This window comes from Actibacterium mucosum KCTC 23349 (assembly GCF_000647975.1).
In the GTDB taxonomy this organism is placed as follows: Bacteria; Pseudomonadota; Alphaproteobacteria; order Rhodobacterales; family Rhodobacteraceae; genus Actibacterium; species Actibacterium mucosum.
In genome coordinates this window covers 121,798-136,215 of sequence record NZ_JFKE01000001.1, presented here as the reverse complement: position 1 = coordinate 136,215, position 14,418 = coordinate 121,798, and the positions used below count along the sequence as shown (strand labels likewise).

Sequence of the window (14,418 nt, the reverse complement as noted above, 5' to 3'; positions counted from 1 at the left end):
CTATGAAAAAGATTTGCGTAACGGGAGGTTCCGGCGGCGCTGGAAACGCAGTCATTTTGCACCTGTTGAAACACGGGTACGAATGCGTGAACCTTGATATCAAGGCCCCCAAGGAACAGCATTGTCCGTTCATCGAAGTTGAGATGACGGATTACAAGGCCGTGTTGGCCGCGATGGAAGGGTGCGATGCATTGGTGCATTTCGCCGGCGATCCGCGCCCCGATGACGACCATTTTGAAGGCGCGGACCGGTTCAACAACAACACGGTTGCCTGTTTCAACGCCTTCAACGCCGCAATGGCGCTGGGCATCAAGCGTGTGGTCTGGGCCAGTTCGGAAACCATTTTCGGTTTTCCGTTCATGGAAAACGCCCCGTTGGAGGTGCCCGCCACCGAAGATGTCGCCCGCACTCCACAAACGGCTTATGCCATCTCGAAAGCCGCGACCGAAGACGTGGCCGAGATGATGGCTAACCTGTACGACATGGTGTTTGTCGGGCTGCGCCTGTCGAATGTTCTGTACGATGATCCCGATCACCCGCAGAACTTCCAGTCCATCCCCGGCTATTGGGGCGATGTGAACTCGCGCCGCTTCAACACCTGGGGTTACATCCATTGCGAAGACAGTGCCGAGGCCGTGCGCCTGTCGCTGATCACCGATCTGACCGGCGCGAATGTTTATACCATCGCGGCAGACGACAACATCATGAACATCTCGACCCGCGAGATCGTTGAACAGGTCTGGCCCGGTCTGAAAGTGCATGCGGGCGCGAAGGGCCGCGAGGCGTTTCTAACCAGCGAAAAAGCCAAGCGCGAACTGGGCTGGGCTCCGAAACATTCCTGGGCCAGCGTGCTGGGGCGCGACCCCGAAACTGGTGAGTTGCTATGAAAATCACGGAAATCCGCACCCACATCCTGAAAGAGTGGCGCACGATGCTATTCGTCGAAGTTGTCACCGACGAAGGCATCTACGGCGTGGGCGAAAGCGGCCTGACCAGCCGTGAGTACGCCGTTTCGGGCATGGTGCGCGACCTTTCTTCGCTTTTGATCGGGCAGGACCCATTCAAGATCGAACACCATTGGCAAACCATGTGGCGGTCGGGTTTTCACCCGTCGGGTCAGGTGCTGTCCTCGGCCATCGCCGCAATTGATATCGCGCTGTGGGACATCAAGGGCAAGGCGCTGGGCGTGCCTGTCTATGAATTGCTGGGTGGTCGGACGCGCGATAAGGTTCTGACCTATTGCCACATTGGTGGCGCGACGCCGCAAGACACTTTGGAGCGCGCAAAAGAGCGGGTGGCCGACGGTTGGAAAGCAATCCGGTGGGAGCCGTCCTACAAAGACGACATGGTGATGCGCGGAGCGTGGGCGGTTGAGAAAGCCATCGAGGAATTCCGTCTGCTGCGCACCGAGCTTGGCCCCGATATCGAGCTTTGTTTCGACGCGCATACCAAGCTGACCCCGGCCGAGGCCGCGTATTTCTGCCGCGCGGTGGAACAGTACCGCCCGATGTTTATCGAAGATGCGCTGCGCAGCGAATATTACGGCGGCTACAAAACCCTGCGCGGTCAAACCAGCGCCCCGATGGCGGTAGGCGAGCAATTTGCCAGCAAGTGGATGTTTGCGGACGTGATCCGCGATGGGCTAATCGATTATGCCCGCGTGGATCTGTGCATTGCCGGTGGCATTACCGAAGGCCGCAAGATCGCCGCCTTGTCCGAGGCACATATGGTTGACCTGGCAGTACACAACCCGATCGGGCCGGTGTCGTCAGCGGCGTGTCTGCACCTGAACCTGGCCTCGCCCAACGTGTTGGTGCAGGAATTGCCCAAACGACCGGGCGAAAGCCTGCCGGATCTGGTGACCACCGATCAGATCTGGGAAGACGGGTACCTGAACTGCGAAGGCAAGCCGGGGCTGGGTATCGATTTCCACCCCGAGTTCCTTGAAAACTACCCGTTTGAACACGAACACTTGCCGATCCTGCATCGCGAAGACGGCTCGTTCGCCAACTGGTAAGAAAACCGCTGTGGCGCCTACCCGCGCCGCAGCACCATCTTTTCCGCGACAATCTGGTTCTGGTTCAGCATCGCCTGCATCTTGTCACGCGCGCCTTCTGCGTCGCGCGCCATAATGCATTCTGCCACTGCGATGTGGTTGCGTCGTGACACCTTTTCGTCCGGTACGGCGCTTGCCCCGGTTGGATACGAAAACTGCAACAGCGCAAGGATCAGGCCCTGCAGCTGGCTGAGCATTATGTTACCGGTTGCGTCAAGAATGGTCGCATGAAAGGCAAAGTCGGCTGCAATCATCTGGTCGGGTTGTGCATCATCCGGCCGAATGTGACGAGCTGCCAGCAAGATCGTCTGCCGCTGCTCGTCCGTAGCATTGATAGCGGCCAATCCGGCGGCCTGAGGTTCGAATATGCAGCGCATTTCCGTAGATTCTGCGTAGATGCGCGACGACATGGGGCTGTTGGGCCCGTGCCAACGAATGACGTCCGGGTCCAATAGGTGCCAATTTTCAAACGCGCACACGCGTGTTCCGTACCGCCTTGCAGTGCGCAGCATACCTTTGGCGGTCAGAACTTTGATCGCTTCGCGGACCACGGTACGGGACACTCCGAACAACGGAATCAGCTCGGATTCCATCGGAATAGTTTCGCCGACAGGATACACCTGATCGGCAATGCGGCGGCCCAGTTCGTCCACCACAACCTTCACGGAGCCGGAAGGGAGCGAGGACAAAACGCCCTCAGGCAGGGCAAACGCGGTCAAGCTGTGTTCAGTCATTAATACCTCTGCCCGAATGTTATCAGCCCCCCGGAGGAATACCCACTGCAATCAGGGTCTTTTTTGGCAAAACGGGGGAAAATACCACGGTTTTTGACCAAAAAGTTGGCTTTGATGCATTAGGTGAACAACGCGTTCTGATCAACAAGGTACCGGGTCGACAATGCGGTTGCCGCGCCACCCAATGACCGTGCATCTGCGCCAATTGAACCGGGCAGGTAACGTGGTGCCGCAATGCCTGCCAGATCGAGACTTTGCAGCCGCGTTTGCGCAGCCTCCACAAGACGCGCACGGATGTCCTCGGGGATCCAACCGTCAATGAAGACCGCGTCGAGTTCAAGTATGGTCGCCGCACTTAAGGTAGCCGAGGCAATGGCACCAGCACAGCCGTCGATCCATTGTGACAAAAGGCTGTCGGGCAGGTTCCACCGACTGGGATCGCGCCAAAGCTGATCTGTATCAATCCCGGCTTCTTTCAGTGCGTTTTCCAAAGTCGACAAGGATGCGACCTTCATCAGGCGGGTCATCCGGCGGTCAGGGCCAATGACCGGCATCGGTCCAACGCCGGCCGCGTTCCCCGTGGGGCCTGCAAAAAGCCGACCATCCAGAACCAGGCCGCCGCCAATGAAATACCCGAAATAGAGATACAGAAAGTCGCGCGGCCGGTCTGATTTGCCAAAGACAAGTTCCGCCTCGCAAGCCGCCGTTGCGTCGTTGCGGACCGAAACTGGCAGGCCGGTCGTGGCCCCTAACTCGGCTGCAATGTCGCAATCTTTCCATGCGATCATTTCTTCGGGCGGGGCTTCGTCCGCAGGCATCCAATTCCACAGCTCGAATGGCATCGCGATGCCCAGCCCCTGTAGCTTGGGTCGGCTTGCCGCTGCCATTTCGTTGACGGCATCGGGCAATTCCGTCGCAATAAAGTCGATGACTTTGGCAGGTGTCGGATAGGAATGCAGGCGCCGTCGCCGCGCCACCGGGTTGCCCAAAAAATCGACAATGACCAGGTCCAAACTGCGTCGTCCAATCTTTAGCCCGGCAAAATAGGCCCCGTCTGCAGCGATCGAAAGCGGTGTGGATGGCTGCCCCACGCGCCCCCGGATCGGTGTATGGCGTTGCAGTAGGCCGTCAGCCTCAAGCTGTCGCGTGATTACCGAGGCTGTCTGCGCAGACAGACCCGAATTTCGCGAGATCTCGGCCTTGGTCATCGTGCCTTTCTGCCGGACAAGCGAAAGAATCAGGCGCTCGTTATGTGCGCGAACACCAGACAGGTTGGACCCCCGCAGATGCAGGTTCACACGCTCAGCCTGCTGAATTTCCTTATCTTTTTCCACGTCATCCATTGCGCGGGCCACGTACCTGAAAACCAAGATTCCTTCAAGAGCGTGGGTACGTGAACCGCGTCCTGTCAATATTAAATCACTTTGACTTAATATTCTTGACTTGACCTTCAGAATCGCATTTTCATGTTCTCGGACCGGTATGGGAGACCGGTTACCCGCTAACCCGACAAGTTGGTGGGAACGAGAAAATGGGAGGTTCTCTTGAAACTTACATCCAAGCTTATTGGGTCAACTGCTGCTGCAACCGTGGCTGGCCTGCTGTCGGCCACTGGTGCCATGGCCGATGGACATGCCGTCTCGGCATGTCTGATCACCAAGACCGACATCAACCCCTTCTTCGTGAAAATGAAGGAAGGCGCCACCGCCAAGGCAGAAGAGCTGGGCATTTCGCTGCAGTCTTATGCCGGTAAGGTGGACGGGGACCACGAAACCCAGGTGCAGGCCATCGAGACCTGCGTGGCCTCGGGCGCCAAAGGTATCCTGCTGACCGCGTCGGACACCAAAGCCATCGTGCCGGTGGTTGAAGCCGCCCGTGCCGAAGGTGTTCTGGTGATCGCGCTGGACACACCGTTGGAGCCGATCTCGGCCGCTGACGCAACCTTTGCCACCGACAACTTCGAGGCTGGCCGCCTGATCGGCGCCTGGGCCGCGGCCACGCTGGGCGACGCAGCTGCCGACGCCAAGATCGCCATGCTGGACCTGAACGAAAGCCAGCCGTCCGTTGGCGTTCTGCGTGACCAGGGCTTTTTGACCGGTTTCGGCATCGACGTAAAAGACGTCAGCAAATGGGGTGACGAAGACGATCCCCGCATCGTTGGCAACGACGTGACCTCGGGCAACGAAGAAGGTGGCCGCAAGGCGATGGAAAACCTTCTGCTGAAGGACCCGGACATCAACGTTGTTTACACCATCAACGAACCGTCTGCCGCTGGCGCCTATGAGACGCTGAAAAGCTTCGGCAAGGAAGAAGGCGTTCTGATCGTTTCGGTTGACGGCGGTTGCCCGGGCGTCAAGGACGTTGAGGCCGGCGTGATCGGCGCAACCTCGCAGCAGTACCCGCTGCTGATGGCCTCGCTGGGTATCGAAGCGATTGCGGCCTGGGCCAAGGACGGCACCAAGCCGGAAAACACCCCGGGTCTGGACTTCTTCAACACCGGCGTCAGCCTGGTTACCGGCGAAGCGGTTGACGGTGTGCCGTCGATTGGCATCGCGGAAGGCCTCGACCGCTGCTGGGGTTGATGTCACACTGACATTTCCGGATCGTACAACAGGCGGGGGCCATCCGGCCCCCGTTTTTGCGAAGACATGACAGGCGCCCACACGCGCCGCCAACATTGAGGGAATGATGGCGGACAATTTCGAAGCAGAGCTGGACAGCAGCGACACCTCAGTCGCCGAGTTTGAAGGCCACCGTTCACTTCTGGACAAGTTCCAGCATTTCCTGCACGCGAACCCGGCCATGGTGCCGGTGATCATTCTGGCCGTGTCCATCGTTGGGTTCGGCCTGGTCGCCGGAGAGCGGTTCTTTTCGCCCTTCACGCTGGGCTTAATCATGCAGCAGGTCGCTATCGTTGGCATCCTTGCTTGCGCACAGACATTGGTGATTTTAACAGCCGGGATCGACCTGTCCGTCGGTGCGGTGATGGTTCTTAGTTATGTGGTGATGGGCAATCTTGGTGTGACCTATGGCATGCCAGCAGGGTTTGCGATCATCATTGGCATTCTGGTGGGCATGGCCTGCGGTATGCTGAACGGTGTTCTGGTCACCCGCCTCAAGCTGCCGCCCTTTATCGTTACTCTGGGCTCGTGGCGGATCTTTCTTGCTTCGGTTTTCCTTTACACAGGGTCGCAATCGATCCGAAGTCAGGACATTGATGCCGAGGCACCCGCATTGAAGTTCTTCGGCGGCAAAGTGACCTTCATCGACGACCTGATCGGGTTCAACGCCAATATCACCTATGGTGTGGTGCTTATGTTGGTTATCTTCTTGGTGTTTTGGTACTTGCTGACCAACACTGCATGGGGACGCGCCGTTTACGCCGTTGGCGACGACAAGGATGCCGCCGAACTGGCCGGTATCCGGTCCGATCGCATCCTTGTGTCGGTCTATGTTGTGGCTGGTTTCATCTGTGGCATTGCGGCTTGGGCGGCCATCGGGCGCGTGGGGTCGGTTTCGCCATCCTCGTTCCAAGAGGCCAACCTTGAATCCATCGCCGCCGTGGTGATCGGTGGCACGTCGCTATTCGGTGGGCGCGGGGCGATTTTGGGTTCGCTCTTTGGCGCGCTGATCGTGGGAGTCTTTGCGGCCGGGCTGCGTCTGGCTGGCGCTGATCCACAGTGGGTACTGTTCGCTTCCGGCTGCCTGATCATCCTGGCGGTTTCAATCGACCAATGGATCCGGAGGGTTTCGGTATGAGCCAGCAACCCATTTTGCAAGCTAAGGGACTGGTCAAACGATTTGGTCGCGTTGTGGCGCTGGACCATGCAGATTTCGACCTTTACCCGGGTGAGGTTCTGGGCGTGATCGGCGATAACGGCGCGGGCAAATCCACCCTGATCAAGGCACTGTCTGGGGCTGTCCAACCAGACGAGGGAGAGGTTTTACTGGACGGACAACCAGTTGTGTTTCCCAGCCCGATTTCGGCCCGCGACGCGGGGATCGAGACTGTGTATCAGACGCTTGCTCTGTCGCCTGCCCTGTCGATTGCCGACAATATGTTTCTGGGGCGCGAGATCCGCAAACCCGGCATTCGGGGCGCGATTTTCAAACAGCTCGACAAGCGCGAGATGGAACGTTTCGCCCGCGAGAAGTTGACCGAGCTGGGTCTGATGACCATTCAGAATATCAGCCAGGCCGTGGAAACCCTGTCGGGCGGTCAGCGTCAGGGCGTGGCCGTGGCCCGCGCCGCGGCCTTCGGGTCCAAGGTGATCATCATGGATGAACCCACTGCGGCGCTGGGCGTCAAGGAAAGCCGCCGGGTGCTGGAGCTGATCAATGACGTGCGCGCGCGCGGCATCCCGATTGTGCTGATCAGCCATAACATGCCGCATGTTTTTGAAGTGGCTGACCGGATCCATGTGCATCGGCTTGGCCGACGCCTTTGCGTGATCAAACCCAGCGAATGCACAATGTCGGACGCCGTGGCTTATATGACCGGCGCAAAGGAGCCGCCTCAGGATGCCGCCGCCGCCTGAGCCACTTCCATCCCGCACCACCTTAACTGCGGTGGCGCGCCATATCGGCGGGCTGCCTGACGAAGGGAAGCGGGTCCTGGTAGCGCTGGCCGGACCGCCGGGCGCAGGCAAGTCCACGTTGTGTTCCGCGTTGTCATCGGTGCTGGCCAACGATCCCACAACACCCGATGCCGTGGTTGTGCCAATGGACGGGTTTCATTTCGACAATTGCATTCTGGACGAACGCGGTCAGCGACCGGTTAAGGGTGCACCGCAAACCTTCGATGGCGAAGGCTTCGTGCATCTGGTGCAGCGTCTTAGGGTCGAGCCTGAGGTAGCCTTTCCCGTCTTTGATCGCGCCGACGACTTGTCTCGTGCGGCGGCGGGCTTGGTGACGGAAGGGGATCGTATCGTTTTGGTCGAAGGGAACTATCTACTTCTGAATCGCGCGCCTTGGAACAGGCTACGTGGCATGTTTGATCTGACAGTGTTTCTGGATGTGCCTATGGGCGCACTGGAGGAACGCCTGATCGCACGATGGCAGGGATATGGCTGGCCAGAAGACGTAGCCCGCAAACGGGCGTTGGAAAACGACATTCCCAACGCCCGGACGGTGGTCAATAACTCGTTGCCGGCGGACTGGACCATCCGCCAGCTGGACGGGGTTCAGGTTTAAACCTCGCCCTGGTATTCGCCGCGGGCCGGATAGTCATTCTTCTGCGCGAAATCGATGGCGCCCAGCAACTCTTTGAAGCTGGGGCGGACAAACGGCATGGTCTGAACCGACATGTAATAAAGCGACTGCTCTGGCGTTACCAGAAACAGGCCGGGTTCCGAGAACAACGCTGGCTCTTCGATGCCGATCGACGTTTTACCGCGCGAGGTCGAGATATAGAGACCCCAGTCACGCGCCTCGGACAGAGGCAAGTCGTAGGCAAATCGCAAGTTCGTTGCCTCGATTTTCTTTGCCATGTCCGACGCGCGTTCAACGCCGTCTGACGAAATCGCAAGAGTTGTTATACCGCGCTCTTCGAATTCGGGGGTCAGACGCTCCAACTCTTTCAGGTAGGTTGCACAAATCGGGCAATGCAGGCCGCGATAGAATGACAATACCGTGCCCTTCGGGCCTGCGTCGTTGGTCAGGTCAAACGACCCGCCGTTGACAAGGGGCAAGGAAAGATCAGGTGTTTTTTTACGTGGTATCAGCATCAGAAGACTCCGGTTGGTTAACGTTGATCTTGCAATACCGGACAAAAAGGCGGAGAAAGTCCTATAAATCCGCTATAAGGTCCAAGAATGCAGCAAGATCGTCTGGCATCCCTCGTGCAGTCCCTTTCCGTCGAGGCCGTCGGCGGCCCGGAATTGCAAGGCGCAAAGGTATGTATCCTGCCCGATGGCGCGCACTTTGCTGTTGTGGTTGCTTCTACCTGTCCAAAGACCGTTGCGGCCATCCGCGTGAACACGCGCGCCGGCGACGTTTGCCCGCTGGCCTCGATGCAGGGTTTTCGGTTCACCGCAACGCCAGACACGCCGGCCTTTGCGTTGGTCGGATTGCTGGTCGACGAGTTGAAGACGACGCGATGCGGGCGTCAGACGGTACTGACGGGTTACGCCGAGGCATTGTTGATACACCTTTTGCGTCGAGCAACCGAAGAGGGCGTGGCGGAAACCGGTTTGTTTGCAGGGTTGGCGGACCCACAATTGGCGCGGGTCTTGACGCTGATGCATGACCGACCGGACCTGGCGTGGCGAACCGAGGCTTTGGCGGAAGAGGCCGGCATGTCACGATCCGCGTTCATGGCCCGTTTTCGCGATGTGGTGGGCGTATCGCCGATGACCTATCTTCGGAACTGGCGGCTGTCGCGCGCTGCGATTGAATTGGACCACGGCGCGCGCGTGTCCGAGGTGGCGCGGCGCCTGGGATACCGCTCCGACGACGCCTTCACGCGGGCGTTTCGGCAGGCCACCGGGCAGCTTCCGTCTGCCCGCCGCAAGTCGCGGGCGGCGCAAGGCACGCGCCACCCGCAAGGGGCTTAGTTTCGGCGCATCCAGTCTTTCAGCGCGCGACCGATTGCGTCTGGTTGGTCTTCTTGGAAAAAGTGGAACCCTTGCCCGGCAAAAGCGGTCTCAACATTCTGCATGTTGGACGTATACCACCCCACGGCCTGCGGCGGCACCAACACGCCGGGTTCGGCATAGATCAAAAGCGTCGGCATGTCGGTGGTTGTCATGAAGTCATGCAGGTTTTCCATCAGGGTCACCATTTGGGCTGGGGCGCCCTCGATCGGCAATTGACGGGGCCATTCCAGCGTTGGTGTTCGCGATGCCTCGTCTGCGAATGGCGCGCCATAGGCCTCCACCGCCGCAGCGCCCAGCGGACGGTTCACGAATCCGGGCAGAACGACCTCAACAAACATGTTGTTTTTAATCACCATTTCATGACCTTGCACGGGATCGCGCATGGCTTTCATCGCCTGCCCTACATCCCCCATTGCGTCGAATGATGGGATCGGAAAGGACGGGGGCAGAACGCCTTCCATAAACGCGATCCGTTTGACCTTGTCCGGGTTTTGACGGGCAAAGTCCCATCCAAGCGCTGCGCCCCAGTCGTGGATGACCAACGTGATATCGGTCAGTTCCATGGCTTCAACGAACCCTTCGACATACGCATAGTGGTCGGCATAGCTATGGTCGATATCGGGCTTGCCCGAATTGCCCATTCCGATCAGGTCGAATGCGATTGCACGACCCGTTTCGGCTGCATAGGGCAGGACGTTGCGCCACAAGTAAGACGAGGTCGGGTTGCCGTGGATGAACAGAACCGGCGCACCGGTGCCGGATTCCACATAGGCGATCTCGCTGTCCAAAACAGGGATCATTTTCACCGTCAGTGATTGTTCTTCCGAGATCACAGGCAGTGGCAGTTTGTGCGCAGGTGCTTCGGCCTGCACTGAAAGTGGCAGCGCTGCGAGAGCCAACACCGCGAGTTTTAGAAGATTGGCCATTTGGCAATACCTCATTGTTTGGCATCGTCACGTGACGCGCCATTGGGGAAAGTCACAGAGCAAAGTTGCATCTGAGGGTTTTGTACAGTAGTGTTTAATGAAAGGGACTTGTTTTGTCCATACATGTATAAAATGGAAATCCAAAAAATGCCCAGACCTTCGAAATTCGACAAGAACGAAGCAGTTGAAACCGTGATGCAAGAGATTTGGTCGCACGGGTATTCAGCGGCAACGGTCAAGTCGTTATCCGAGAAACTGGGGATCACAAGGTCCAGCTTTTACAACGCGTTCGACACGCGCGAGGCTTTGTTTGCGAAGGTGATGGAGGTTTACGCCGCCCGATCACCAGATGCCGTTCTGTCCGACATCACACCGGGCGAAAAAGTGGTTCCAAAAATTGTCGAGGTCTTCCGCGCCGTTGCCAAGCAGCGCGCCGAAGACCCGGAACATCGCGGCTGCATGATAATCAACACGCTGAACGAAGTGCATGGCCGTGATCAGGAAGTGCTGGACATGACAGCGGCAGCAGTCAATGCAAGCACTGAACGTTTCCGGCAATTGTTGGCCATCGCAAGGGCGCAGGGCGAGATCGCCGACGATGCGGACATCGCCAAGATTGCACCAGCGCTGCAGAACCTGCTGGCAGGTCTGAACACAATGGCACGTGCCGTGCATGACGAGGACGCATTGTGGACGCCAGTGCATACAACGCTGCAAGCGTTGGGTTTGTCATGCGCATGTCTGGACTAGAATCGAGAACGGCGCCACCTGGGTGAGGCGGCGCCGTTAGGAGGGGAGAGCAGGGGGATGACCTACTCTTCCGCGGGAGCTTTTTCTCCAGGCTTTTTGCCCAGGATGATCATGCTCAGCAGGTCGTCATCGGTCACATCAGGGATGTTCACGGTGCCAACCAGCTTGCCGTTTTTCATGACGCTGGCGCGGTCGCACAGTTCCATCACGGCATGCACGTCGTGGTCGATCAGGAAGATGCCGATGCCTTCGGCCTTCAGCTGTTTGATCAGTTCGGCCACCATCTGCGTTTCGTGCGGGCCAAGTGCGGCGGTGGGCTCGTCCATGATCAGGATTTTGGCGTTGAAATACACCGCACGCGCAATCGCCACCGACTGCCGCTGACCACCCGACAGGGCCGATACCGGCGAACTGAACTTCTGAAAGTTCGGGTTCAGGCGGCCCATGATCTTGCGGGTTTCAGCCTCCATCGCGTCATCGTCCAGCGTGCCGGTTGCGGTGACCAGCTCGCGCCCCAAAAACAGGTTCGATGCGGCATCGAGATTATCTGCCAGCGCCAGCGTCTGATAGATGGTCTCGATATTGTATTTACGCGCGTCCCGGGGGTTGTGAATCTCAACCCGTTCGCCATTCACGTAGATCTCGCCAGCATCCCCCTGATAGGCACCCGACAGCATCTTGATCAGTGTCGACTTACCGGCGCCGTTATGGCCCAGCAGGCCCACAACTTCGCCCGGTTGCAGATCCACACTCACATCATCCACGGCGCGGATACCGCCGAACGAGATGCTCATGTTCTTCATCTCGACAAGAGGTGTTTGGTTCGTCATATCCTCAATCCCCCTTATTGACCGGTGCGCCGGCGATAAACGATGTCGACCCAGACGGCGAAAACCAGAACCAGACCAACGACGATGTTTTGCAGCGGCGCGTCAACGCCGACCGAGGCCATGCCCGATTGCAGTGTCTGCATGATCAGCGCGCCGATCACGGCGCCATAGATCGTACCAAACCCGCCAGCCAGCGCCGTGCCACCGATAACGGCGGCCGCGATTACGCGCAGCTCGTCCAGCGTGCCCAGACCCACGTCAACCGCGTTCAGGCGTGCAGAGGCGATGATCGCGGCAATGCCGGTCAGCGCCCCCATCAGGGCAAACACTTTGACCGTCAGCATGCGGGTGTTGATCCCCGACAGCTCGGCTGCTTCAGGATTACCGCCCGTGGCATAGACATAGCGACCAAACCGGGTGCGTTGCGCAATGATGGTCATCACAACCGTCACTGCCAGCAGGATCACCACAGGGATGGCGACGCCATGGTACCAAACCAGACCTTCTGTCAGTTCGATGTCTTTGGCGGCAGCAATCCGCTTCATCGCGCCCTTGGCAATCGGATAGCTGTTCATGATCCATACAAAGGCAATGATAAGACCCGCGGCGGTGGCCATCAGGATACCTTCGGCCCAGACGGGTTTTACGACAAAGCCATGGTCCGACTTGCGCTTGCGGCTGAGCAACATCATCGCAACCGCGATCAGCGCGGCCACAGCACCGAAAATCCAGCTGAGCGTCTCACCCAGTGTACCTTCTGCGCCACCACCCAGCAGGCGGAATGTCGTGTCCAGCGGTGCTTGGGTCTGGCCCTTGGTCACCCACCACATCGCACCGCGATAGACAAGGAAGCCACCCAGCGTCACAATAAAGGCGGGAACGGTCAGATAACCAATGACCCAGCCCTGGAACGCACCAAGCACCGCACCCATCGCGATGGCGGCCAATGCGGCGATGATCCAGATAGACCAGTGTCCCAGGCCCAGGATGTCGGGCAGCACCTGCACTTGCAGCGCTGCAACCGTCATACCGATAAAGCCCAGCATTGAGCCAACCGACAGGTCGATGTTGCGCGTCACGATAACAAACACCATGCCGGTGGCCATCACGGCAACCGAGGCAGTTTGGACGCTAACATTAAAGAAGTTACGCGGCGACAAGAAGCGCCCGTCGGTGAAGACACCGAAGATGATCCACAGCACGACAAGCGCGCCGATCATCCCCAAAAGCCGGGTGTCGATCCCCAGCTTCTGGATAAAGGATTGTTCCGAGTTCTGCATATGAAATACCTCCCCAATCGGCATTCAGTTTACATGCGACATCCGTCTGCGCGGAGTACCCCCACAGTAAGATTAAATCGCCAGTCTTGTCAGGAGAAAAGGTTGGGTGTCCCCCCGGCCGAAGCCGAGGGGACGGTTTCGTATTAGTTACACACGGCCAGCGACGAGCCGGCGCACAGTGCATCCTTGGCGATCCAGCCAGCGTCCAGAACAACATTCAGGTTGTCGGCGGTGACCGGAACCGGTGCCAGGAACATCGACTGCAGCGTGGTGCCCGAAGGCGAAGTCCACTCGGCGGCGCCTTCTACGGCTTCACCAGCGGCCAGTGCTACGGCGATTTCGCCAGCAGCTTTACCCAGTGCACGGGCGTCTTTCCAAACCGATACGGTTTGGGTGCCAATGGCAACGCGGTTCAGAGCAGCATGATCGCCGTCCTGACCCGAAACCGGGATACCTTCCATGCCCTGAGCGGTCAGGGCAGCAACAACGCCACCGGCGGTGCCGTCGTTCGACGCCACAACGGCATCAACTTTGTTGTCAGCGGCGGTCAGGATCTGCTCCATGTTGCGCTGTGCGTTGGCCGGAACCCAGCCATCGGTGTAGGCTTCGCCAACGATGGTGATGTCACCAGCGTCGATGGCTGCCTGCAGCACTTCTTGCTGACCACCACGCAGGAAGTCTGCGTTCGGGTCGGTAGGCGAGCCTTTGATCATGACGTAGTTGCCTTTGGGCTGCGCGGCCAGAACGGCGCGGGCCTGCATGCGACCAACTTCGACGTTGTCGAAGGTCAGATAGAAGGCGCGTGCGTCTTCGATCAGGCGGTCATAAGCGATAACCGGGATGCCTTCGTCCGACGCGGCCTGAACTGCCGGGCCAACGGCCGAGGCGTCTTGAGCCAGAATGATCAGAGCGTCTGCGCCTTGAGCGATCAGCGCTTCAACGTCCGACAGCTGCTTGCCCGACGACGACTGAGCGTCTGCCGAGATGTAGTTGGCGCCGGCGGCGTCCAGCGCGCCTTTGATGGCGGCTTCGTCAGTTTTCCAGCGCTCTTCCTGGAAGTTCGACCAGCTTACGCCAACAGTCAGGGCGTGGCCGTCGGCCAGTGCAGCAGTGGATACTGCAGTCGAAAATACCGCCGCAAGGGCGATTCCGAAACGTTTCATGTGTTCCTCCCAATGTGGTGTGTCCCAACCCCGATCATTGCGAACGGGGAGCACAATTTTTTGTAGCATCTTAAATTTCATTT

The 14,418-nt window shown here is 58.6% G+C and carries 15 protein-coding genes; 8 read left to right on the top strand and 7 right to left on the bottom strand.

Annotation, left to right across the window (positions count from 1 at the left end; genetic code table 11):
* Positions 1–2 precede the first annotated feature (2 nt).
* Both ACMU_RS00720 and dgoD read left to right on the top strand, forming a co-directional pair.
* Positions 3–887 carry an NAD-dependent epimerase/dehydratase family protein gene (locus ACMU_RS00720; protein WP_051587745.1) on the top strand — a complete coding sequence of 295 codons (885 nt, stop codon included), beginning with the start codon at positions 3–5 and terminating at the stop codon, positions 885–887.
* Complete coding sequence (dgoD, locus tag ACMU_RS00715) at positions 884–2,017, top strand: galactonate dehydratase (protein WP_035255246.1); 1,134 nt, start codon at positions 884–886, stop codon at positions 2,015–2,017. The genes ACMU_RS00720 and dgoD overlap by 4 nt, the downstream gene beginning before the upstream one ends.
* Positions 2,018–2,034: 17 nt before the next feature.
* Here dgoD and ACMU_RS00710 read toward each other — a convergent pair whose 3' ends face one another.
* Positions 2,035–2,841, bottom strand: coding sequence for a FadR/GntR family transcriptional regulator (locus tag ACMU_RS00710; protein ID WP_152544472.1), 807 nt, complete (start codon positions 2,839–2,841; stop codon positions 2,035–2,037).
* A 68-nt stretch (positions 2,842–2,909) separates the two neighbouring features.
* Positions 2,910–4,133 (bottom strand): ROK family transcriptional regulator, encoded by a 1,224-nt coding sequence (locus tag ACMU_RS00705; RefSeq protein ID WP_051587738.1) that lies wholly within the window; start codon positions 4,131–4,133, stop codon positions 2,910–2,912.
* 276 nt (positions 4,134–4,409) lie between these two features.
* On the opposite strand from ACMU_RS00705, the gene ACMU_RS00700 reads away from it, so the two are divergent.
* From ACMU_RS00700 to ACMU_RS00685, 4 genes are all read left to right on the top strand, one after another.
* The gene (locus ACMU_RS00700) at positions 4,410–5,372 is read left to right on the top strand and encodes a sugar ABC transporter substrate-binding protein (RefSeq protein ID WP_081805368.1); all 963 of its coding nucleotides are present in this window, start codon (positions 4,410–4,412) and stop codon (positions 5,370–5,372) included.
* 106 nt (positions 5,373–5,478) lie between these two features.
* Positions 5,479–6,549: an ABC transporter permease gene (locus ACMU_RS00695; RefSeq protein WP_081805367.1), complete on the top strand. Its 1,071-nt coding sequence runs from the start codon at positions 5,479–5,481 to the stop codon at positions 6,547–6,549.
* Complete coding sequence (locus tag ACMU_RS00690) at positions 6,546–7,328, top strand: ATP-binding cassette domain-containing protein (RefSeq protein ID WP_035255240.1); 783 nt, start codon at positions 6,546–6,548, stop codon at positions 7,326–7,328. Before ACMU_RS00695 ends, ACMU_RS00690 begins: the two co-directional genes overlap by 4 nt.
* Positions 7,312–7,983 carry a nucleoside triphosphate hydrolase gene (locus ACMU_RS00685; protein WP_081805338.1) on the top strand — a complete coding sequence of 224 codons (672 nt, stop codon included), beginning with the start codon at positions 7,312–7,314 and terminating at the stop codon, positions 7,981–7,983. The genes ACMU_RS00690 and ACMU_RS00685 overlap by 17 nt, the downstream gene beginning before the upstream one ends.
* Here ACMU_RS00685 and ACMU_RS00680 read toward each other — a convergent pair.
* Positions 7,980–8,516 (bottom strand): peroxiredoxin-like family protein, encoded by a 537-nt coding sequence (locus ACMU_RS00680; protein WP_035255237.1) that lies wholly within the window; start codon positions 8,514–8,516, stop codon positions 7,980–7,982. The two genes, ACMU_RS00685 and ACMU_RS00680, sit on opposite strands and share 4 nt — an antisense overlap.
* An 87-nt stretch (positions 8,517–8,603) precedes the next feature.
* Between ACMU_RS00680 and ACMU_RS00675 the strand changes: the two genes are divergently transcribed.
* Positions 8,604–9,344 (top strand): helix-turn-helix transcriptional regulator, encoded by a 741-nt coding sequence (locus ACMU_RS00675; protein WP_051587734.1) that lies wholly within the window; start codon positions 8,604–8,606, stop codon positions 9,342–9,344.
* On the opposite strand, the gene ACMU_RS00670 is transcribed toward ACMU_RS00675, so the two are convergent.
* Positions 9,341–10,312 carry a haloalkane dehalogenase gene (locus ACMU_RS00670; RefSeq protein ID WP_161635603.1) on the bottom strand — a complete coding sequence of 324 codons (972 nt, stop codon included), beginning with the start codon at positions 10,310–10,312 and terminating at the stop codon, positions 9,341–9,343. The genes ACMU_RS00675 and ACMU_RS00670 overlap by 4 nt on opposite strands.
* Positions 10,313–10,444: 132 nt before the next feature.
* Here ACMU_RS00670 and ACMU_RS00665 point away from each other — a divergent pair, with 132 nt between their 5' ends.
* Complete coding sequence (locus tag ACMU_RS00665) at positions 10,445–11,062, top strand: TetR/AcrR family transcriptional regulator (RefSeq protein ID WP_035255234.1); 618 nt, start codon at positions 10,445–10,447, stop codon at positions 11,060–11,062.
* A 62-nt stretch (positions 11,063–11,124) separates the two neighbouring features.
* Here the strand turns inward: ACMU_RS00665 and ACMU_RS00660 are convergent, their stop codons facing one another.
* The 3 genes from ACMU_RS00660 to xylF form a co-directional block, all read right to left on the bottom strand.
* Positions 11,125–11,892, bottom strand: a complete 768-nt coding sequence (locus ACMU_RS00660; RefSeq protein ID WP_035255232.1) for an ATP-binding cassette domain-containing protein — start codon at positions 11,890–11,892, stop codon at positions 11,125–11,127.
* A 14-nt stretch (positions 11,893–11,906) separates the two neighbouring features.
* Complete coding sequence (locus ACMU_RS00655; protein WP_035255230.1) at positions 11,907–13,172, bottom strand: sugar ABC transporter permease; 1,266 nt, start codon at positions 13,170–13,172, stop codon at positions 11,907–11,909.
* A 143-nt stretch (positions 13,173–13,315) separates the two neighbouring features.
* The gene (xylF, locus tag ACMU_RS00650; protein ID WP_035255227.1) at positions 13,316–14,335 is read right to left on the bottom strand and encodes a D-xylose ABC transporter substrate-binding protein; all 1,020 of its coding nucleotides are present in this window, start codon (positions 14,333–14,335) and stop codon (positions 13,316–13,318) included.
* Between the last annotated feature and the right edge of the window lie 83 nt (positions 14,336–14,418).